Raw genomic sequence first — 21,178 nt, forward strand, 5'->3', positions numbered from 1 at the left:
ACTACGCTCAACGACAGAGACCAGCCGCCGGCTGAGTTCTCACATCAGGAAGTCTCCGGACTCGCCGGGGCGACTCAGCAGCGAGATTGAGATAGACGGTGTGAGACGAGATATGAAACCCGATGACTGCCGTGACTTTGGTGGCGGAGTGGCGCCTCGGAGGGTGTCCTGCTTCTCTACAAATGAGAAACAGCACCCCCGACTCGTTCGACCGCAGACTAGGCGACGAGCTGCTCACCTCAGGCCGCGTGGTGACCGGACCGTCGAAAGACGATCTCGAAGGTATTCAAGACGGGACGATGTTGTTCGGGACCGCCTGGGCCCGTTAGCTTTTAAGCCATGACATCAGTGCTCATCACCGGTTGCTCCTCGGGCTACGGCCTCGCCACTGCACGTAAGTTCCTCGATGAGGGATGGAACGTCGTCGCCACCATGCGAACGCCCCGCGAGGACGTGCTACCGAGTTCGGATAGGCTGAAGATCGTCGCACTCGACGTCACCAGCCCAGACAGCATCGCCAACGCAATTCAGGCCGCTGGGCCGATCGACGTCCTGGTCAACAACGCGGGGATCGGTGGTATCGGACCCTTCGAGGCGACCCCCATGGAGACGACCCGAGAGCTGTTCGACACCAACACCTTCGGCGCCATGGCGGTAACGCAGGCCGTGATTCCACAGATGCGGCAGCGCCGCTCCGGAGTGATCGTCAACGTCACCTCCAGCACCACCTTGGCGGCCATGCCGTTGGCCGCCGTCTACACCGCGAGCAAGGCCGCCATCGAGGGCTTCGCCGGGTCACTGGCCTTGGAGTTGGGGTTCTTCGGCGTGCGGGTCAAGCTCGTCGAACCGGGCTACGGTCCATCGACGGCGTTCACCAGCAACGGCGCCGACCGCATGGGTCAAACCCCCGAGGACTACGTCCCGTTCGCCGCACCCATCATGGAGGCGTTCGGTCAGCCCGGTGAGGTCACCACCCCCGGTGACGTGGCCGATGTGGTGTTCACGGCCGCCACCGACACATCGGAGCAGCTGAGGTTTCCCGCGGGCCCCGACGCCGTGGCGTTGGCCCAGGCAACCGGACTCGCCACATCGGGATAGGTATGCCGGAAGTGCAGTGGAGTCCGCGCTAGCGTCTGCGGCATGGGCGACACGCAACCGATAGAGGAATTGATGTCGCTGCTGCGCCCCGAGGCTGTCCTGGCCAAGATCATCACCGGCGCCGGCCAGTGGGGTGTCCAGAAGCCCCGTTACGGCGACCCCGCGTTCTGCCTGATGCTCGACGGGGCATGCCTACTGGAGCCTGAGGGGCTCGACGGCATCGACCTTCGCCGCGGAGACTTCGTGCTCTTCCCGCAGACACCAGGCTTCACCATGCGGAGCCATTCGGGGGCGTCCCCGGTCTACACACCCCTCGATCACTCACGTGAAACGCACCACGGCCGCGGATCCGAGCCGATCACCATGCGCATGCTCGGCGGGTACTTCCGCTTCGACCCGGCCAGCGCGAGCCTGCTGGTTGCACTACTACCGCCGGTGATCCTCGTCAGGGGCGGACAATCTGGTGCGGCCAGATTGACCCGGCTGGTCGAACTCATCGCCGAGGAAGCAGACACCGACGGCCCCAGTCGCGACGTGATCCTCAAACGCCTCGTCGAGGTGCTGGTCATCGAAGCTGCCCGCGTCCCGGCCGGGCCGGAGTTGGGCAGCCGGGGCAGAGGATTGATCGCCGGGCTCGCGGACCCCGTGCTGGCCCCTGCGCTGCGTGCGTTGCACGCCAACGTCGCCCATGGCTGGACCGTCGAGAACCTCGCTGCCGAAGCCGCCGTGTCACGCGCGGTGTTCGCGCAACGATTCGCCAGGACAGTGGGGCTGACGCCCATGCAGTACCTCCTGGAATGGCGGGTCGCCTTGGCCAAAGACCTACTCAGGACCGAGCGGCCAGCCGTGGCCCACGTGGCTCAGGTAGTCGGCTACCAATCCGCGACCGCATTCACGACCGCATTCGGACGGGTGGCGGGATGCACCCCCTCTGAATACGCGCGCCTCGCCCTCAGCACGAAAGACGGCGCGGGCCCGCACCGAACGTCGACCTGAGCCCACCTTGGCTGCACCCCCTTTCGAGGTGCAACCTCCGACTCAATTTCGAAGGTCACCGATACCGTCTAGCTCCGCGATAGCGGTTTCGAGTTGTTTTGCCACGCCAAGCGCCGGTGCGTACACGATGTACTCGAAGGTATGCGTCCGGGCGCAGTCTTCAGTGGCGATGATGCATCCAGTTCGGCTGGCTGCGTCCCAGGCGAGAGCTGTCTATCAACCCTTCACGACTGGCGCCGCACCGGCGTTCGCCACTGCGTACCGACCGTGACCACCGCCGCGCCCATCAGCACCAGCAGCGTCGGCGACCGCGGCTTCAGCAGTCAGCCCGCAACGACGGTGATATCCGGGATGGGCGCGATGTCGAGACCTGCCAACAGTTGCGGCGCGCCCTTTCTACCATGTGGACGGCCATGACCGGGTAATCCGAAGCCAAGCTGATCATCGGATTGCGCGAGATCCCGTCCGAAGACGCTCTGGAAGCCGGGGCTATCTAAGGGGTGGCCGTGAATTCTGAGTTCACTTGCATCAGTTGCGTTTTGGAGGGCCGGTCGTCGCGTGCGGCGGTGGAAGCTGCATCGCATGGCCCGTGTGGCCGAAGGGGTGCACACCTGTTCGCACTGGTGCACCTGTGACTGAGGGTTGCCGGCACTAGGCGATCATGCGCGCAGTTGCGCGGGGAAATAGTCCCGCGGCTGTTTCGTCGAGTGTCTCGACATCGCGCGCGGACAGCGGCCGCCCGCTCAGCAGTGTGGCAAGGTACGCCCCGGCAACATCGTCGCCGCCCGGCGGGAAGTCGGTGCCGAAAACGATGTGGTCAACGCCGGCGAGTTCGATGACCGGCAGTATCGTTGCCGCGGTGGTGGCCAGTGCCGTATCGAAGTAGAGCGACGACAGCTGGTCGTGAAGTTGTGCCGAGGTGAGGCCGAGTGGGTTTGCCACCCACGGCTGCACGCCCAGGTTCACGATGCGGTCCGCGAGCGAGGGCAGCGCACCCCCTGCATGAGCAAGGATCATCCGGATTCCGGGATGACGCAGGAAGAGTCCCGCGAAGACGGCGTCGACCACGGTCCGGGCGGTGTCCATGGGGAACTCGATCAATGGCCCGGGCCGACCGAGGGATAGCTCGGGAAATCCGGGAGGCGCAGCCGGGTGCACGAACACCGAGGCGTTGCGTCGATCCAGCTCGGCGAACACCGGCTCAAAGCGGGGATCGCCGAGATATGCGCCTTGATAGTTCGTGACCAGAACGATTCCGTCGGCGCCGAGTTCGTCGAACGCTCGGTGGACCTCACGTAACGCGGCTTCGGGTTCGGCCATCGGCAGTGAGGCGAGTAGCCCAAAACGCCTGGGATACATGGCGACCACCTTTGTCCCGATGTCATTCATCGCAGTAGCGGCGGGCGCGGTCATCTCGCCCGGTGCAGACAACAGCTGCATCTGGATGTGGCGGCGGTCCATGAAGTCAATGGCAATGGCAGGCGACCACTCCATGGGAGGTGCCACCTTGTTGAATCCTTCGCGCGCGACGATGCGGGCAACGGCCTCCTGACTGGGCGTACCCGGCATGAGATGGGCGTGGACATCAATGGTGGGCATGGAACCCACTCCCCTCATTCATATAACACTTGTTAATTATTAACAGCTGCTATATTCACACCGTGGATCCGGACGCGCAAGCCCTGCACCTGGTCGATCTCCTGCATCGCTTAACTCGATCGATTGCGGACGACGCGCGTCGGGTACAGGAAGTCGCGACGCTCGATCTCGGAGATTTCATCGCGCTCCGAGCAATCGCATCAGGAAAGCTCTCGCCAGGGGACTTGTCCCGAGATCTCCACTCGCATCCGAGCGCAACCAGCAGGACGATCACTGGCCTCGCAAAGGCTGGACTGGTCACGCGCGTCAACGACCCTGTCGATTCCCGCAAGATCATCCTGACGCTCACGCCCAAAGGAGCCGCGGCGGTCGAACGGATCGGTCGTGAGATTCGACCCTCGCTGCAGCGTCGTCTGGACGCCCTTCCTGGCGCCGATGCGGCAAACCTGCTGGCGGCTCTCGAAGCCCTGCTGGGAAGTGATCCGCCGCAATAGACCTGCTACGAATCCTGCCAACCGGAGGAGGTTTCCTCGCGTCTCGTCGGCGTGATTGACGCGTGAAATCAAGCAATCTAGGTTGTCAATCGTGGATAGTGAGCCGAACGTTGACACGATTGCCGCGGTGATCTATCAAGCGGTTTCTCTGATCTCGCGCCGGGCCAAGCATCTGCAAGCCGCCGGCGAGCTGACGTTGCCTGAGCGGGTGGCGCTGGCGAGATTGGACCGTGGTGGGCCGGCCTCGGCGGCGGAGTTGGCACGCGTCGAGCAGATCAGCCCGCAGGCAATGCGGGTGACGCTTGCGTCGCTGGAGTCGCGGGGGCTCGTTCGGCGAGCGTCCGATCCGAACGACGGTAGGCGGCAGGTGATGTCGTTGACGCGGGCCGGTGCAAGGAGGGTGCACGGCGACCGCGATGCCCGTGCCCAGCGCCTCGCCGAGGTCCTCGCCGAGGAGTTCAGTGCCGCGGAGTTGCGGACCTTGCAACGGGCTGCGCCACTCATCGAACGGCTGGGTGCACGCTTCTAGATATGAGAGCCATGCCCGTCGGAGCAAGCGTCTGACGGCGCGCGGCGGTGCGTCCCTATCCGGTCAAGGCCTTCTCGTAGTGAGTGGAGTCCACGACGTCGGCCTCGATGGGTAGGACTTTGTCCAGCAGAACGTGATTGACCTCGGGGTCGGGATCGGCGACGCAGTCGGACAATACGATCACTCGGTAGTCGAGGTCGGCGGCCGCCTCTGCGGTCGCCAACACGACGCCGCTGGTCGCGATGCCGGTCAGCACCAGGGTGTCAATGCCGTTGGCGCGCAATTCCTGCTGGAGCGGGGCTGCGCTGAAGGCGCCGACCTCGTGCTTGACGATGACGGGTTCGGCGGCGAGAGGCGCTATTTGGGAATCCAGCCAGGTTTCGGGGCTGCCTAGGAGCATCGGGTTGCTTTCCCGGATTCGGGCGAAGGCTTTGTTGTTGGGCGAGATGTCGGGGTGGCCGGGGGTGAAAGCGGTCGCCACGAAGATGACGCGAACACCGGCGCGGCGGCTGGAGCGTTCCGCCTGGGCTGTGCGCTTCAAGGGTTCGTCGACGGAGGCGCCGGCCATGTCGGTGATGGCCTTTTGCATGTCCATCACCAGCAGAGCGGTGTGCTTGGGATTGACGGTATACGGGATGTCGGGCGAAGCGGAGGACCTGGCTGGCGCCGTGGCCGGGGCAGCTGGCGGGGTCGGCGCGTGGCCGCACCCGGCGATCGTCATGGCCAGTACGGCGCAGCTGACGCCGCGGCGGACAAGCCGCATTACCGGAGTCATGGTGCGGGGTCTGCCCGACCTCGGGCGGCGGGGCCGCTTCCGCGGTCTGGTGGTGGCATCAGATCGCGTAGGTGGGCGACGTCGATGACGGCGGCGTGTCGGGGGAAGACGACGTCGGTGAGGAAGGAGTGCACGGCCGCGTCGGGATCGGCGCAGCCGTCGCCGAGGACGATGACCCGGTAGTCGAGGTCTATCGCCTCGCGCATCGTGCTCAGGACCACTCCGCTCGTGCTGATGCCCGCCAAGACGAGCGTCGTGATCCCCCGGGCTGTGAGCTGCTGGTGCAGGTCGGTGGTGCTGAACGCTCCCATGCGAATCTTGCGGACAGTGATGTCGGACGAGCGTGGGCTGAGGCCTCCGTGAATCCGGGTGGCCGGCGAGTTGGCGTGTAGCTCGTTGCGGCGCTCGGGCGTCACGATGCTTGCCATGACGCTGGTCGGTGAAATCGCCTCGAATTGCCTGTCGTCCAACCCCATTCGAACCCATGCAACGTGCCCACCCATTATACGAACGTCGTTGACTGCGACCTGGACTCGTTGGAGCGCCAGGACCGCGGCGGGCAGGCGGTTGACAAGGCCGACCTGGTAATCCATGACCACCAAGACCGTTCGGGCCGGGCTGGCGTCCATCGGGTTGGGCACTAGGTCACCCTTCTGATTCGGTGGTATCACTGTTGGCGACTGGTCGGACGCTACGGGAGAGTGAGCGGTCGAGGACGTTGAGCAGAAGGAATGCGGCGCTGGTGCCGACGAGAAGTACTGCGAGACGGTGCATTCCGTCAGTGTCCGCGTGCTCGCCGTAGAAGCCCGCCTGCGCAGCCGAGGCCGCGATGGCCCCGATGTAACCGGCGGTACGTAGCAGGCCGGCCGAGGCGCCGATGTCGTCGGGTGTCGCTTGTCGGTACACCGCGTTCTGAAGGGCGATGCTGTTGAGCCCTTGGGGGAGGCCAAAGATCAACATGACGACGACGAGCATCCACACTGGGCTCTGCGGATTCAGCGTCAGCAGCAGCACACACGCGACGAGCTGTGCTAGTGCCGCAACGGTGAGCTTGCCGCGGATCTGCTCGCGGCGCCCGGTGATGGTCGAGACCACCAGGCCGGTCGCGAAAATAGGCAGCGTGACCATGCCGGCTTGGGTGGCGGTGAGCCCGCGTCCGGCCTGCAGCCATTGCGTGATGCCATAGAGGAAGCTGTAGGACACGATGTAAGCCAGTAGCGCGCGGGCGTAGGTGGCTAACAGTGGCCGGTTTCCGCCCAGCACGCGCAGGTCGATGAAGGGTTCGCGGCAACGAAGCTCCCGCACCACGAATCCGGCCGTGGTGATCGCGAGGGCACCTGCGAGGTACCAGGAAGCGTCCCGCGGGTTCATCATCAGCAGCAGCAACGCCACCAGTGCGCCAGCGAACAGCACCATCCCGATGACGTCGATTCCCACGTTGCCCCGACTACTCACCGACGCGGGTCGCGGATCGTCCTTGGGGAAGCGGCGCCACCCGAAGAAGAAGGCCACTGCGGCCAGAGGGATGTTGATCGCCAAGGTGGTTCGCCATCCGCCCAGCCCAATCAGCAGCCCACCGAGCGCGGGCCCGATCACGGCGATGGTCTGGGTGGCAATGGCCAGGATGGTCAGGACAGCGGCGGGGCTGTCTCTGCCGGTGCGGTCGGCCTCATCGTGGATCAGTCGCATCGCCGCTGGATAGCCTGCGCAGGTTCCGAACCCCAGCAGGGCCCGGGCGATCACCAGGACCGCCAAGTTGGGGGCGACGGTACCGACCACACCCGCGAGCCCAACCAGGGCGGTCGCAGGCAAAAACAGCCGCCGAGGTCCGTACGTGTCGATCAACCGGCCGACGACCGGTTGGCCGACCGCGGTCGCCAGATATAGCCCCGAGATCAGCCACGCCGTCGCCGACGGCGGCTCACCGAAGGCCACCCCGATCGGAACTAACGCCACCGCCACGACGCTGGAGTTGACCGGATTCAATGCCGCGCCGGAAACGAGAGGCGCGATCAGTTTGGGATTGAACCCCCCGTCCAGGCGTAGACGCTGCCGAACCCACCCGGACGCCGACCACCGACACCGCGTGGCCTGCGCCGTCGATTCATTCATCGCCATCTCGGACCTTTGTCACCGCTTCCCTCGACAGAACCCAGCACCGCAAGCGTTGCCGGAAACCCTGAACGTCGTTGCGCCTACGTCGGGCATCTGCATCCAAACATATGAAATGACAGCTGAATCCGGTCTGCCACAGGGGCGAACCACCATGACGGGCACCCTTCGCGGCCTCCACAATTGACAATCTAGATTGCGCAATCTAGATTGTCAATATCGGTCGAGCCAACCCCAGCGCTCCCGGTGCCATCGAGTTGACGAAGGGGTACGAGTAATGGACATCGTCGATGCACAAGTGCACGCCAACCTTCTGGGCACCGAAGTCACGCTCGCGATCATGGATGCCTTGGGGATCACCGGCCTGCTGTTTGACGAGTACGTTGGCGTCGATCACGATGGGGCTTTACACCCTGGTTATCGGCTGCCCAATGGCACGTTCCGCAGCGTCGCGCCGCATGCCGAAGCCGCGGCCTTGGACCATCCCGACCGATTCGCCTTCTTGATGCGCGTGGATCCCCTGGACCCTGGCATTGACTGCTGGGTCGAAACCATCAGTGCAGCACCCGGTTTCAAAGCACTGCGTACGCTTGTCATCACCGCCGCCCAAAAAGCGGCGTTCATAGACGGTGGTTACCAGCGGCTACTAGAGGTTGCCCAGACCCACGGCCTGCCGGTTTTCGTCGGCTGTCCTGGCCTGCTACCGCACCTGGCCCGCTACGCCCGGCGCTTCCCCGACGTCCAGTTCGTCATCGATCACTGTGGAGCGGCGACCGACAAGCCAGCCGGGGACGCCACCATCGACGACGCGCTGACCCTGGCCCACTATGACAACGTCGCCTTGAAATGGGCGCACGCCCCATCGCTTCTGTCTCAGGCGCCCTACCCGTTCTCCGACCTGGATGTCACGCTGCATAGCGCGGTGGATGCCTTCGGTTCGCACCGGGTGATGTGGGCCAGCGACTACACAGCCACCCGCGAGCGAGCGAACTGGGGCGAGAGCCTGTTCTGCATTCGCCATTGCCCATCGCTGTCCGAGGACGACAAGGAGTGGATCCTCGGTCACACCGCCCGAAAGTTATTGAACTGGACACCCCCAAATTCGCGCGGGGATCCCGCGCCCCCAAGAGCGGCGACGAGGTCGGGCCGGGAAGACGCGGTTTGCCAAGCCGACAACCACCAGACACGAAGAAAGGACACCCAAACAGAATGAAAACAGCAATACACTTCGTCGACTTCCTGCCCGGCGCCCCCGAGAAACTGGGCCCGACGCTAGCAGCGGTGGCCAGAACTGCCGAACAAGCCGGCGCGTCTCTCATCACATTGGCTGATCACTTCTTTCAGATGGAGGCCGTGGACGCACCAGCAGAAAACCCATTCCTGGAGGGATACACCTCACTGGGTTTCCTTGCCGCACAGACAGAAGCGATCGAGCTGAGCTTGCTGGTCACCGGGGTCACCTACCGTTACCCAGGCATACTGGCCAAGACAGTCGCCACCCTCGATGTGCTGTCCCAGGGACGTTCCATGCTCGGTATCGGCGCCGCATGGTATGAACGCGAACATCGGGGTCTGGGCATCCCCTACCCCTCCTTGACGCAGCGCTTCGAAATGCTCGAAGAAACACTCCAGATCTGCGCACAGATGTGGAGCCAGGACGACGGACCCTACCGCGGCAAGCACTACCAGCTCGCCGAGACGATCTGTCAACCCCAACCCATACGGCACCCACCGGTCATCATCGGCGGGGACGGGGAAAAGAAGACGCTGCGCCTGGTCGCCGAATACGCCGACGTCTGGAACAGCGTCACCGAGGACGCCGAAATCCTGAAGCACAAGATTGAAGTGCTGCAGCGGCACTGCGATACCGCCGGACGCGACGCAGCTGAGATCCGCAAGACCGTAGGCCTCGGCCATCACACCGAACCCTTCACCGACACAGCGGCATTCATGCGCACCATGGAGAGCTACGCCGCGCTCGGCGTCGAAATGGTCAACATCGGCGTGTTCCCCGATGTCTCGGATCCCGTGGGATACGTTGCCCGCCTTGGCGATCAGATCATCCCCCAGCTGTCGTCACTGAGCTGACGACACCCCCGGTATTTCCCGAATCGTCCGCACGACGCCGCGGCAACCCAAGCCGCAAGAAAGGAAATCCTGCGATGCGCTTCGCCTTCAAGACCTCACCACAGAACACCACGTGGCCCGACCTGCTGGCAGTCTGGGCGGCGGCCGACGACATCGACATCTTCGAGTCCGGCTTCACCTTCGACCACTTCTACCCCGTGACCGGCGGGCCCTCCACCGGCCCGTGCCTGGAAGGCTGGACCACGCTGACGGCGCTGGCTCAGGCCACCAAGCGACTGCGGCTGGGCACGATGGTGACCGGCATCCACCACCGCCACCCCGCAGTGCTGGCCAACATGGCCGCGGCCCTCGACATCATCTCGAACGGACGACTAGAGCTGGGCATCGGAGCGGGATGGAACGAGGAGGAGTCACACGCCTACGGCATCGAGCTGGGCAGCCTCAAGGAACGCTTCGACCGGTTCGAAGAAGCCTGCGAGGTGCTGACCAGTCTGCTCAGCCGGGACACCACGACGTTCGACGGCCACTACTACCATCTCGACACAGCTCGCAACGAACCCAAAGGCCCACAACGCCCGCACCCACCCATCACGATCGCCGGCAAAGGCGAAAAGCGCACCCTGCGCCTGGTTGCCCGCTACGCGCAACGGTGGGACTTCGGCGACGGTACGGACGTGACGGAGTTTGCCCGCAAACGCGACGTGCTGGGCGCGCATTGCGCCGATATTGGACGCAACCCCCACGACATCACCTTGTGTGCCCACCTTCGCCTCGAATCGGACCGCAACTACGGGAACATCGTCGAGCAGGCAGCGGCACTGGAGCCCGAAGGACTGGGTCTGGCAGTCATTTACCTCGATCCCCCTCACGACCCCGCCATGCTGGAACCGCTCGCCACAGCCATCCAAGCTTCGGACCTCCTTCGCCAGAGCACCGCCTGGGATTGATACCGAGGCGCGACCCTAGGACCGTCCTGGTTCACACCGCTGTGCAACGGGAACCGTCCCTGCGCCAACAGGTTCAACTCCGTGAGCGTTCCATTCGACCGAAAATCGTGCATCTATTGGCGAGAACTCCTGGTGGGATGTCCGTCGGAGGCACGGATCTGCCGGCGCGGATCGCTGCCCCCATGCCAAGGCGGACGGGGTCGGGACCTTTCCAGCTCCCGCCATACGGGCAAGGCGGAGACCTCCTGCGGGGCAGGGTTGCCGGGGGAGCGGGGACGCCGTTGTCGCTGATGTCATGGTCGAACCTGCCTGACGCCAATGGGTTGAAGACGCGTCCGACCTAGGATTCGCATCGGAAGCCGTGCCAAGTCCCCGAACCGCTCTGTACGTCGCTACGTGCAACCTTCGACGTGGCCGTCTCCGACGACTCAACGCCGGACAGGGCTCAGATGGCTAGCCGCGTACATGAGGTGGTCTTCGAGACGCCCGGTGGTCTGCGGCCGCTATCTGTGTCGGCTCCGGTCGAATCCTGAGCAGCCTGCTCGGGGTGGGTTCCAGTCAACGTCGCAACACCGACGGACTGTCTGAGGCTAGTAAGGCTGCGAATAGGTGGACGGGGCAACGGTCTTGGAGGACCATTCGGGGGCGCTGGTTAAGTCATTCTCGACAGCCAGCAGGTGCTTCAGCGAATGGTTGGCGAGGGTGACGCCCTCAGGGAAGTAATCGCGCAGCAGGCCGTTCGTGTTCTCGTCGGTGCCCCGTTGCCAGGGCGATCGAGAGTCGCAGAAATAGGCGGGGGCGCCGTAGATCCTGCATGCGGGACACCAGAGCGGCGTGCAATGAGTCAGCGTCAGCGCGGGCCAGATGCACCAAGCGCAGCACCCGCGTTTGGCGGTCGACCAGAGTGCCGATCGCCGAGAGGTGGTAGTCGCCGGTGATGAGAGCGCCCTCCCAATGGCTAGCCCGTGACCGCTCGACAGGCGGGAACGGCCGATCGTGGATAGTCAGCATTGGCTGCTGACACCGCGGTCGCCGGGGCTGCGTGCGCTGATGGGCTCGGCGGTGATCCCGACCGCGGTACGCAGCGGTGAGCGACGGTGCGGCGCCAGCCGCGATGGTCGCATGAAACGTGAATTCCGTTGATAAACAGCGTGATAGATACTTTCGCGGCATAATCACATGGACGGATCCGCAGAGAGCCGTTGCCGGAGGTGGCGGCTGATCTGTTGTGGGCTCCACCGACGGCCAAGCAGTTCGATGACCAGGCCCCTTCTTCATCCGACGCGACGATGCCAACACAACCTCCGGAATCTATGGAACTTGTGCGATGGGGCCGAGTCGGCGCATCGCCAGGCGACCGTTCGATGACTGAAGTCTTCAGAAACGCAGCACAAGGCGGCCACGGATACCACCCCGTTCCAGGAGCTGATGCGCCTCTGCGGCGTCGTCTGCGGGCAGCTCGCGGGCTACGCGCAGCGTGAGCCCTCCTGTGGAAGCCTGGTCGGACAGGTAGTCCAGTCGTGGTTTGCGGGCGATGTCCGGTCCTACCCAGACTGTCTCCACTTTCAGGTCGTATCCGCGATCCACTGCGCCACCTAGTTCGGGTGGACGCACGGCGACGTAGGTGCCGCCTGCCCGAATGGCGGGTGCGACGGTGTTACCCAGTACTGCGCTATCGACCAGGGCGTCGACGCCACCTGGTGCATGACGCCGAATGTGTGCTGCCACGTCCTGGCCGCGGTCGACGACGACGTCAGCGCCGAGGGCCTCCAATAGTGAACGGTCGTGGGGCGCCGCGTCGGCGATGACACGGAACCCCCGCTGTTTGGCCAGTTCGATGACATACCCTCCCAGGACACCTGCACCCCCGGTCACCGCCACGAGTCCGCCGGCGAGGCTGTCGAGCTTGTCCAGCACTTGGAGCGCGGTGAGCCCGTTCATCAAAATCGTTGAGCCAGCTGCAAAATCGTGGCCATGTGGGAGCCGGGTTATCGAATCCGGCGAGACGACGACTTTCTCGGCGTATGTTCCGCCACCGTCGATCACAGGCGCTTTAATGGCCAGAACCTTGTCGCCGGGTACGTAGCCCGTCGCCGGATCGGCGTCATCAACGATTCCCGCGGCGTCCCAGCCGGGAATGAGAGGAGGTTCCACGGCGGCGTACATGGGGTGCAGGGGTCGATGGCTACGTGTGACCGCATCTGTAGGGTTAACCGCCGCCGCAAGGACACGCACGCGCACCTGATTCGGTCCGACAGGCGGCTCCGCGATGTCGAATGCTTGCAACACTTCCGGCCCGCCTGGGACGCTGAATCCGATGACCTTCACGAGTGATCTCCGACGCCGGACACGCTCGTGAGATGACCCTGGTCCACGGGTGTGCACGATGACCCGCTTCTGTCACCTTGGCTCGCGTCCTCCGCCTGCGGGACGAAGCCAGGTGCGTCGCGCCCGTTGGGGTCGAGGATCCCGGCCACTGCGGGATCGATCGCGGCGACGATACGGCGTGCCGCATGACCCAGGCCGGCTAGTTCTGTGTCCGTGAGCGTCTCGACGACGAGGCGACGAGCTTCGGCGACGTGGCCGGGAGCGCTCTGCTCAAGCTTCTCGACTCCGGCCTCGGTCAGCTGGACCTCGGTCCGGCGGCCGGGTCCCCGGCGGGAAAGGCGCTGCAGCCACCCGGCGGTCTCAAGGCGTGAGACCGCGTGGGACAACCGCGACAACGACCCACGCGCGTGAAGGGCCAACTCGCTCATCGCCCGCTTGCGCTCCGGCGCCTCCGACAACTCCACCAACACGTGATATTCGAACAAGTTCAACCCCGCATCCCGGCTCAGTTGTGCGTCCAACCGGGCGGGCAACAGGGTCACCAAGGCCATCAGCGACACCCACTCACGAAGCTGCCCGGCAGACAGCCATTGATCCAGCGGCTCTTGACCAATATCCATCTTGTCAGCGTACCTCGACTTTAATATTCAAGTCTAACCCTGCAGTGGTGCGCCGGTCGCAATGGAAAACGTGGTCCGACTCTCAGGGTTCAGTCGTGTTGAGCACGCTAAAGACCGACCGCCACGTGACTTCGATGCTCGTGTACCGGCATCACCGCCCAACTTTTTGTACGCGACGCCATTCCTGACACATGGTGAACATGAAGGTTCAAGTAGATAATGCAAACAATATGTTGTACGTTCAACATGTAAGCGCGGTTTCGAGACCAGCGCCTCCGATGGAGGGAAGGAGTGATTACCGTGGCTAATGCAGCCATAACGGATCTGCACAGCCTGAGCGGCGTGTGGCGACTCGACCCACACGCCACCACCCTGAGGTGGCGCACTCGGCTGCTGTCCGTCCCGGTCGCCAAGGGAGTCATGCGGGCCAAGGGGGGTCGCGCCGAAGTCTCCAGTGCGGGCAGGGCCTCGGGCACATTTGTGGTCGACCCGGAATCGATTACTTCGCGGATCGCAAAGCGTGACGCACACCTACGATCCTCTGACTACTTCGACGCGGAAAAGTATCCCGCGATCACGTTCACCTCTAGCGAGGTCCGCTCAGTCGGCCCCGGTGAGGTGCAAATCATCGGCGATATCGAGGTCCACGGCCATACGTCAGCGCTGACGGCGACAGGTCACATCGTCGCGCGCGATCGACGTGCCACCCTCACGGCCACCGCACGCATCGGCAACGACGTCCTACACATGAAAGACATGGACCGCTTTACCACCGAAGTCACCGTGGAGGCCCACTACACCTTCTCCGATTCACCGTCGTAAACACCAACCCCACCAAGGAGATTGAAGAAATGACACTGTTCCGTCTCGACGCGAGCATCCGCGTCGAAGGTTCCCACAGCCGCGAGATCGCCGACATTGCGCAACAGGAATGGCTCGCAGCCAACCCCGAAGCTGCCGTCATCCGCCGCAGCGTCGGCACCGAACCCATTCCATCCACTGCCTGGGGCACAGCAGCATTCGCCGGTTACACTCCGGAAGAACACCGCACCCCCGAACAGCGCGAGGCCGTCCGCTTAGCGACAACTCTCGCCGACGAACTCCTGGCCGCCGACGCGTTCCTGTTCGCTGTCCCGCTCTACAACTACGGGGTCTCTCAACACTTCAAGTCGTGGGTGGACATGATCATCACCGATCCACGATTTAATCCGGCCGAACCGCCCGCGATCGCCGGCAAGCCGGCAATCCTGGTCACCGTCCACGGCGGTTACTACGCCGAGGGAACTCCCCGTCACGGCTGGGATCACGCCACGGCGTGGATGCAGCGCATCCTCAATGACGTCTGGGGCCTCGACCTCGACACCGTGGTATCTGAATTCAGCTTGGTTGGCGTCAATCCTGCACTCGACGAGTTCAAAGACCTCGCAGCCACCCTGCGCGCTGACGCCGAAAACCGGGCACGTGAACTCGGACATCGGCTAGCAATCCCGTCAGCTAGCCGATGACGTAGGTTCTCGCGTTATGAGACTTCGCGCGGATGAGCAGAGGCTGTGGCCACGCAGGTGATTGTCGTCGACGGTGTCGATGCGGGCCGGGCTGAACCTCGCAGATCAGGACGGCGACGTGTACGTAGGGCGGTACCGGCGATTGGGATTCGTCGTGGTCGGTGAGACGGATTCGTAGACAGATGCGGGCGCATCGACTTTCAGCCGGTGAATGCGGCAAGCTCGTACGGATACTGCCGAGATTCTCGAGGTCACCTGGATCGGGCGGGCTCTGCATAATCGCGAGATAGCCGCCGAGCAGGCTTCCGAAGCCATCTCCCGTGTCGGCGTCAGCCGCGACGATTTCGACCTCGCCTCCAGCTGACTTCTCACACTAGGCGCTTCGGTCTCGAAAAGTGCTGCTCACCAGTGCAATTGGCCTCTACGGTAAGGTAGGGACACCAGGCGGCCTGGTCAACGTTGGACACGACGTGTCCAAGCGTGATCACGAGATCGGCGACTCCGGCAGACAGCGGTCCAAGGGGTGATGCCGCGAACCTCCAACCTGCTCGGGCCCTATTCCACACCCGCCGACGGGGTTTGCCGGTCCGCACTCGTTGCGGTTGTGGCCCTCCTGCAGCTCGTCCGCGCCAATTCCGGAGTGATCCAACGTAAACAACGCGTTCTCGATAGCGTGCGCAGGTAGTCCAATCAAACTGAGATAGCAGTGCCGGGATCCCGTTTCCTTCAAGAGGACAGTGTGGACGAGATCCTCGAGGGGCAAACCTCTCCGGCCTTCGCCTATCAATGGGCCTGCAGAGCAGACATTCCCGTCACTTGGTTCGCACCAGGAATGCCTGCTGCGCATCGGGAGAAATCAAAGTGTGGGATGCAGCCCACGCGTCGGACTCGCGCTCTCCAACAGGGCCGCTGCATGCAGGATTGTGGACTCGGCGAACCAGCTTCCAACGAGTTGGACGTTGATGGGCAGGCCTTCCTTGCTGGTGCCGAAGCGCATCGAGATGCCCGGCAGGCCAGCGACATTCAGCGGCACGGTCGCACCCTGGAGATACGTCGCGTCCACGGTGTGGCCGTCGATCACGAACTCGCTCACGCCGTGCTTGTGCGCCGGGATGGGGAGAACGTGTGTAATCAGCACGTCATACCGGGAGAAGTATTCGGCGTATCCGTCGCGTATCCGTTCGGCGGCCTGTTCTGCGTCGACGTAGTCCTCCATCGAGGTGTCGGGCAAGGAGAGCATCGTCTTGGCCATCTTGTATAGCTCGTCGTCTCGGCGGCCCTTCGTGGCCTCCCGGAACGCGGGTTTCATCTCCATGACGTGCAGTCGGTTGAACACGTCGAGAGCGAAATCCTTCTCCAGTGCCGGGATTCCGACATGCTCGACGACATGGCCGAGGCCGGCGAGCCCGTCGGCGGCACTCTTGACGACTGCCGCGACCTCGGGGTCGACCGGTCCGAATCCTGGCCCGACCATCCATCCCACGCGCAGTGGGCGGTGCGGTGTGTCACCGACGCCGGCGTCGCCGTGCGCCGCGCTGGAGGCGAATGCGTCATGACCATCTGGACCGGCCAGTTGCGTGTACGCGAGCGCAATGTCGCGAACCGATCGCGCCATCGGTCCGACGTGCCAGAAGCGGCGTGGTGCGCGGGGCCAGATTCCGGTCATCGGCACCCGGCCGTGTGTGGCCTTGATCGAAGTGATGCCGGTTTGTGCGGCGGGTCCGCGCACGGAGATTGCGAGGTCGGTGCCCAGCCCAAGCGGCGACATGCCGGCTGCGATCGCAGCGGATTCACCACCACTTGAGCCGCCTGGTGTGCGGTCGAGGTCCCAGGGATTGTTCGTGCGCCCCGAGAGCAGATTGTCACTCTCGATCCAGTAGGAGAACTCCGGGAGGTTGGTCTTGGCCAACAAGATGCCCCCGGCGCGCTTGAGACGGGCCACACTGACTGCGTCATGGTCGGGAACCCGCCCGGCGAAGATTGGCGATCCGCGCTGGGTCAGGACGTCGGCAGTGTCGATCGAATCTTTCACAGTGAAGGGCACGCCGTGCAGCGGGCCGAGTTCGTCGCCCCTCAACACCGCAGCTTCTGCCGCTTTCGCGGCGCCGAGGGCTCCGGTCGCCACCGTCACGATGGCGTTCACCTGGGGATCAACCGCCTCGATCCGGTCGAGGTGCGTTCTGACAACGTCCACCGGCGAAATCTCTTTCGCGCGGACCAGCGCTGCCAGTGCGGTTGCGTCCTGGAACACGAGGTCTTGATTCACGAGCCATCTCCTGCTGCATCCGATGAGCAGGAGGTCGGTCCCTACCTGCCACTAGGTAGGGATCAATGTATGCCCTTGCTTGGCGCTCGTCAATCCCTACCTGACAGATGGTAGGCTGTGCTGAGGGTCAGCATGGGCGAGCGGACGGACAGCATGAGCACGAATTCGAGAGACGCGATACTTGAGGCGGCCCGCCGCGGCGCCCAGGCACACGGTTACACCGGTATCAGCTTCCGGGACCTGGCGAAGATTGTCGGCATCAAGGCAGCGAGTATCTACCACTACTTTCCGACCAAAGCTGAACTGGGAGTGGCGGTCGCGCGTCGCTACTGGGAACAGACGGCCAGTGACCTCGAGCAGCTTCTGGCCGATGAGGGGAGCCCGACGGCTGCTCTCGTGAAATATCCCAGCATCTTCCGCAGATCGCTCGAAAACGAGAATCGGCTTTGCATGGTCAGTTTCATGGCCGCCGAGTTCGACGACCTTCCAGAGGAGGTCAGGGAAGAGGTCCAGAAGTTCGCGGATGTCAACGTGGCGTGGCTGAGTGACATGCTAGCGGCGGCCGGACTCGCCTCTGCCGACGAAAGTGTGGACCGGGGCCGCGCCATCTACGCAGCGGTTGCCGGTGCTCAACTGCTGGCCAGGAGCCGGTCAGACATCACTCTGTTCGACACTCTTATTTCCAGCTACCGGGCAGCGGGCCTGCTGCCACACTGAGGATCCTCAGTCCCACTTGCGTTACAAGCGATCGCTGCACCAAATCAGCTGAACGATTGGATCAAACCCGGCGCGACTGTCATCGACGCCGGCTACAACCCGGCAACGTGGGCGACGTCGACTACGCGGTAGCCGCGCAGCAGGCCGGGTTCATCACACCGGTCCCGGGCGGGGTGGGATCGACGACGATCGCGGTGTTGCTTCAACAGACCGTCGCTGCCGCCGAGAAAGATTGATCATGCGCGCCGCTCGGGTTGTGTCTGTGACGGTCGAAGGCGACGGTGTCGCACCCAGGGGTCGACTGAGGCGGAGAAAATCACCGTGCGGGCCGCGGAATCCGACATCGCCTCCCAAAAGATCGGCCATGGTCCGTCGTATCAGGCACCGCCGATCGAGCCACCGCTATCGGCCCGCAGAACGTGCCCGGTGATGAAGGCCGCGGCAGGACCGCCTCCGCGGCCGCGATCTGCCTACGGCATTCATGGTCACACCGGTCGCGTCGAGTTCGGCAGCCCACGACCGTGTGCAGAAATTCAGGGCGGCGTTCGCGGAACCGTACGCGGTCAGGACGGCAGATACTCGTCACTCCAGCTGGTCGAGATCGCGCCAGTCGTCAGCATCGTGTCGACGTCATCGTCGCTGAATCCGACGGATCGCAGTACTGCAGCCGTTGACGCCCCGTACTTCTCGGCGGGTTCGGGCGCCACGACGCGGGCCTGCGACAAGCGGACGCCGATCGGGTCGAGTTGAGTCACCGTGTGTCCGCTGGGGTGCGCAGTGAAGCGGGAGAAGGCGTAGCTGCTGCCCGTGTCGGCACCGCTCGATCCGTCCGCCTCACGGGTGTACCGGTTACGCAGGGTGACCATGTCGACACACCGGGCAACACCGACATCGATGCCGCGCAACGCGTTCAACCACCAGTCGGAGTCCGCGCGCAGGAATGCCGCCTCGAGGTAGGCCTGCCTGCCGGCATCGGAAACGTCCGGGAGGTCTCCGAGTCCGTCGATCGTGGACAGTCGCTCTACGTCGCGGTCTGATGCCGCCAGCATGATCGTCTCGCCGTCCCGTGTCGTATAGAGCCGCTCCAGCGCATGGTATCCGCGGGCCGAGGGGCCGCTGGGTTCGTCAAAGGCGCCCCGGCCCGGATACTTGTGAAAGAACGGAATTTGGGCGAGACCGGTAAGTGCCGCAAGCGAGGTGCGCGCTCGATCCGCACGACCGGTGACTTCTCGGTGCAACAGCGCCGCGCCGATACCCAGCGACGCAGCGAACCCGCACATGACATCGATGGTGCCGACGTGCGCATGTTCCTCGGGGCTCGCCATCGACCCGCCGAACCGCAGCATGATGCCCGTTGCGGCTTGGATCAGGTCGTCGTAGCCCAGGTAGTTGGTTCGAGGACCGGGCTGTGTCCCGCTGAAACAGTCAAGCTGGCAGAAGATCGCGCGCGGGTTGAGGCGGTGAAGGCCGTCCCGATCGAGACCGAGCTTCGCGACCTGCCGGTCGGTGGCGTTCCACACGACCACGTCGACGGAAGCGACCAGTTTCTCGAGCACGCGCTTGCCCTCGGCGCTGGTGAGGTCGACGAGCGTGGACTGCTTGCCGCGCATGTGAGTCATCCCGAACACCACGGTGTTCCACGGGTCATAGAGCGGCTGCGCGGGATCGAGTTTGATGACCTCGGCACCGAACCGTGCCAGGAACCCCGCCGAGTGCGGCCCGGCGATAACGTTGCACAGGTCCAGAACTCGAACCCCCTCCAGCCATGGGGAATTCGACTCCGGCAGCGGGGCGGACAGGGCGGGACGCGGCGTGCGCCCCAGTTCGTCCAGTGCCTCGGCCACGGTGCCCCAGCGGCGGGGTCGCGGATTCGCGCTCGCCGTTGCGCTCTCACCCAGCCAGGCCACGGGTCCCGGCTGGACCATGCCGGCGTACTCCGGATCATCGACCTCGACAGCCAGACGCGCCTCCCGAACGTGGGGGTCGTCGATCCACTCCTCGAGCCACTGTTGTGACGCTCCAGGGAACTTTCCCTCGCCGAAGACGCGGTCCCACTCGGCTGCGGTCTTGGTGAGAAAGACCGATTTCATACGTGCCGCGATCGGGTCTGCCCATTCCTTCGGCAGGGGATAGGAACCCAATGAGGCGCCGGCGGCCCACCGCGCGCGGGGCTGATAGACGTCCGGTTCCTCGGGTAGACCCCGCTCGACGAACTCCTGGTAAAGACCGAGCGCCTGCAGACACCGCTTCGCGTGGTAACGGTGACTCGGACACACCACGTAGAACATCCGACCGTCGGCGCATTCGTAGCTTCGATAGAAAGGATCCAGCAGCTCTTGAAGTTCGCCGTAGCTGAGGTCGAAAGGCGTCGCCTCGGCGCGGCGCCGGTCGATCTCCTGCTCGCGCTGCGTCTTGTAACGCTGCGGATAGTCCTCGACGTGGAGGGTGTTGTAGGACAGGCCTTCCATCACGGCGCTGGCCAACGGTACCTCGATGTGGTCGCCGCGGCCCGTCCGCTGCCGGGCATAGAGCGCGATCGACACCGACGCGGCAGCCATGCTCGTCGCATAGGCCGACGCGAGCGGCAGCGGTGAGAACGACGGGTTCACGCCCATGAGAACACGATTGAGCCCCATGTCGGTGAACACGCCCGACGCGGCGGCGATCACCGATTCGAAAGCCCGCCAGTCGCGGCGCAATTCGTCGTCGGTGGAGAAGCCTGGCAGTGACACGGTAATCATGTGCGGCTGAGCCTCGCGGATCGCCGCGAGATCGATGCCGAGCCTCGCCATGACGCCCGGCCGGAAATTCTCGATCACCACATCGCTGGCAGCGATGAGGCGGTGCGCGTCCGCTACGCCCTCCTCGGTCTTGAGATCGATGGGGACGATGAGCTTGTTGCGATTGAGCACGGCATTGGCCGGACTGTCCCACATGGGTCCGTCGGGATGCTCCACCCGTACGATGTGCGCCCCGAGGTCGCCCAGGATCATCGCCACAGCCGGGCCCGCAAGATACTGCCCGAAGTCGACGACGTTGATTCCTGCCAGCGGCAAGCGCGTGCGGGGATCCGAGTCTTCGGGGTGGGGAAATGGACGCATGGT

General features: G+C 64.1%; 19 protein-coding genes and 1 pseudogene. 12 read left to right on the forward strand and 8 right to left on the reverse strand.

The genetic code is table 11. The features are described 5' to 3' along the window. The first annotated feature begins 339 nt into the window (after nucleotides 1–339). A complete protein-coding gene (locus AWB94_RS03950; RefSeq protein ID WP_062655130.1) occupies nucleotides 340–1,098 on the forward strand; it encodes an SDR family oxidoreductase in 759 nt (252 codons plus the stop codon). A 42-nt stretch (nucleotides 1,099–1,140) separates the two neighbouring features. Further along, complete coding sequence (locus AWB94_RS03955) at nucleotides 1,141–2,094, forward strand: AraC family transcriptional regulator (protein ID WP_234811612.1); 954 nt, start codon at nucleotides 1,141–1,143, stop codon at nucleotides 2,092–2,094. A gap of 651 nt (nucleotides 2,095–2,745) precedes the next feature. Here the strand turns inward: AWB94_RS03955 and AWB94_RS03960 are convergent. After that, on the reverse strand, nucleotides 2,746–3,693 hold the full coding sequence (locus AWB94_RS03960; RefSeq protein ID WP_064961229.1) for an amidohydrolase family protein: 948 nt from the start codon (nucleotides 3,691–3,693) through the stop codon (nucleotides 2,746–2,748). Between the two features lie 62 nt (nucleotides 3,694–3,755). On the opposite strand from AWB94_RS03960, the gene AWB94_RS03965 reads away from it, so the two are divergent. Together AWB94_RS03965 and AWB94_RS03970 are read left to right on the forward strand one after the other, a co-directional pair. Continuing rightward, nucleotides 3,756–4,187, forward strand: a complete 432-nt coding sequence (locus AWB94_RS03965; RefSeq protein ID WP_165605270.1) for a MarR family winged helix-turn-helix transcriptional regulator — start codon at nucleotides 3,756–3,758, stop codon at nucleotides 4,185–4,187. 91 nt (nucleotides 4,188–4,278) lie between these two features. Beyond that, complete coding sequence (locus tag AWB94_RS03970; RefSeq protein ID WP_062655132.1) at nucleotides 4,279–4,716, forward strand: MarR family winged helix-turn-helix transcriptional regulator; 438 nt, start codon at nucleotides 4,279–4,281, stop codon at nucleotides 4,714–4,716. Between the two features lie 55 nt (nucleotides 4,717–4,771). Here the strand turns inward: AWB94_RS03970 and AWB94_RS03975 are convergent, their stop codons facing one another. Genes AWB94_RS03975 through AWB94_RS03985 form a run of 3 tightly spaced genes read right to left on the reverse strand, consistent with a single transcriptional unit; the run spans nucleotide 4,772 to nucleotide 7,432 of the window. Next, nucleotides 4,772–5,437, reverse strand: a complete 666-nt coding sequence (locus tag AWB94_RS03975) for a cysteine hydrolase family protein (RefSeq protein ID WP_165605271.1) — start codon at nucleotides 5,435–5,437, stop codon at nucleotides 4,772–4,774. 50 nt (nucleotides 5,438–5,487) lie between these two features. Further along, nucleotides 5,488–6,132 carry a cysteine hydrolase family protein gene (locus AWB94_RS03980; protein WP_131805206.1) on the reverse strand — a complete coding sequence of 215 codons (645 nt, stop codon included), beginning with the start codon at nucleotides 6,130–6,132 and terminating at the stop codon, nucleotides 5,488–5,490. Nucleotides 6,133–6,136: 4 nt separating this feature from the next. Continuing rightward, a complete protein-coding gene (locus AWB94_RS03985) occupies nucleotides 6,137–7,432 on the reverse strand; it encodes an MFS transporter (RefSeq protein WP_234811619.1) in 1,296 nt (431 codons plus the stop codon). On the opposite strand from AWB94_RS03985, the gene AWB94_RS35670 reads away from it, so the two are divergent. From AWB94_RS35670 to AWB94_RS04000, 4 genes are all read left to right on the forward strand, one after another. Continuing rightward, on the forward strand, nucleotides 7,326–7,790 hold the full coding sequence (locus AWB94_RS35670) for a hypothetical protein (protein ID WP_234811620.1): 465 nt from the start codon (nucleotides 7,326–7,328) through the stop codon (nucleotides 7,788–7,790). The two genes, AWB94_RS03985 and AWB94_RS35670, sit on opposite strands and share 107 nt — an antisense overlap. Nucleotides 7,791–7,880: 90 nt before the next feature. Beyond that, the gene (locus AWB94_RS03990) at nucleotides 7,881–8,816 is read left to right on the forward strand and encodes an amidohydrolase family protein (protein WP_062655135.1); all 936 of its coding nucleotides are present in this window, start codon (nucleotides 7,881–7,883) and stop codon (nucleotides 8,814–8,816) included. Continuing rightward, nucleotides 8,813–9,691 (forward strand): LLM class F420-dependent oxidoreductase, encoded by an 879-nt coding sequence (locus AWB94_RS03995; RefSeq protein WP_062655136.1) that lies wholly within the window; start codon nucleotides 8,813–8,815, stop codon nucleotides 9,689–9,691. Before AWB94_RS03990 ends, AWB94_RS03995 begins: the two co-directional genes overlap by 4 nt. A gap of 74 nt (nucleotides 9,692–9,765) precedes the next feature. Then, complete coding sequence (locus AWB94_RS04000; RefSeq protein WP_062655137.1) at nucleotides 9,766–10,638, forward strand: LLM class F420-dependent oxidoreductase; 873 nt, start codon at nucleotides 9,766–9,768, stop codon at nucleotides 10,636–10,638. Nucleotides 10,639–12,015: 1,377 nt separating this feature from the next. On the opposite strand, the gene AWB94_RS04010 is transcribed toward AWB94_RS04000, so the two are convergent. Continuing rightward, nucleotides 12,016–12,966, reverse strand: coding sequence for an NADP-dependent oxidoreductase (locus tag AWB94_RS04010; RefSeq protein WP_062655138.1), 951 nt, complete (start codon nucleotides 12,964–12,966; stop codon nucleotides 12,016–12,018). Then, the gene (locus AWB94_RS04015; RefSeq protein ID WP_064961230.1) at nucleotides 12,963–13,586 is read right to left on the reverse strand and encodes a MarR family winged helix-turn-helix transcriptional regulator; all 624 of its coding nucleotides are present in this window, start codon (nucleotides 13,584–13,586) and stop codon (nucleotides 12,963–12,965) included. The genes AWB94_RS04010 and AWB94_RS04015 overlap by 4 nt, the downstream gene beginning before the upstream one ends. 291 nt (nucleotides 13,587–13,877) lie before the next feature. On the opposite strand from AWB94_RS04015, the gene AWB94_RS04020 reads away from it, so the two are divergent. Both AWB94_RS04020 and AWB94_RS04025 read left to right on the forward strand, forming a co-directional pair. Next, nucleotides 13,878–14,408: a YceI family protein gene (locus tag AWB94_RS04020; RefSeq protein ID WP_062655139.1), complete on the forward strand. Its 531-nt coding sequence runs from the start codon at nucleotides 13,878–13,880 to the stop codon at nucleotides 14,406–14,408. 29 nt (nucleotides 14,409–14,437) lie between these two features. Then, nucleotides 14,438–15,091 (forward strand): FMN-dependent NADH-azoreductase, encoded by a 654-nt coding sequence (locus tag AWB94_RS04025; protein WP_062655140.1) that lies wholly within the window; start codon nucleotides 14,438–14,440, stop codon nucleotides 15,089–15,091. Between the two features lie 856 nt (nucleotides 15,092–15,947). Here the strand turns inward: AWB94_RS04025 and AWB94_RS04030 are convergent. Continuing rightward, nucleotides 15,948–17,357 carry an amidase gene (locus AWB94_RS04030; RefSeq protein WP_062655141.1) on the reverse strand — a complete coding sequence of 470 codons (1,410 nt, stop codon included), beginning with the start codon at nucleotides 17,355–17,357 and terminating at the stop codon, nucleotides 15,948–15,950. 153 nt (nucleotides 17,358–17,510) lie between these two features. Between AWB94_RS04030 and AWB94_RS04035 the strand changes: the two genes are divergently transcribed. Then, complete coding sequence (locus tag AWB94_RS04035) at nucleotides 17,511–18,074, forward strand: TetR/AcrR family transcriptional regulator (protein WP_062655282.1); 564 nt, start codon at nucleotides 17,511–17,513, stop codon at nucleotides 18,072–18,074. A gap of 57 nt (nucleotides 18,075–18,131) precedes the next feature. Then, nucleotides 18,132–18,310: pseudogene (locus tag AWB94_RS04040) on the forward strand (bifunctional 5,10-methylene-tetrahydrofolate dehydrogenase/5,10-methylene-tetrahydrofolate cyclohydrolase); the annotation flags it as partial. Between the two features lie 327 nt (nucleotides 18,311–18,637). Here the strand turns inward: AWB94_RS04040 and AWB94_RS04045 are convergent. Continuing rightward, nucleotides 18,638–21,175: a CoA transferase gene (locus AWB94_RS04045; RefSeq protein WP_062655142.1), complete on the reverse strand. Its 2,538-nt coding sequence runs from the start codon at nucleotides 21,173–21,175 to the stop codon at nucleotides 18,638–18,640. Nucleotides 21,176–21,178: the final 3 nt, after the last annotated feature.

This window comes from Mycolicibacterium canariasense, from assembly GCF_002101555.1.
GTDB classification, from domain to species: Bacteria; Actinomycetota; Actinomycetes; order Mycobacteriales; family Mycobacteriaceae; genus Mycobacterium; species Mycobacterium canariasense.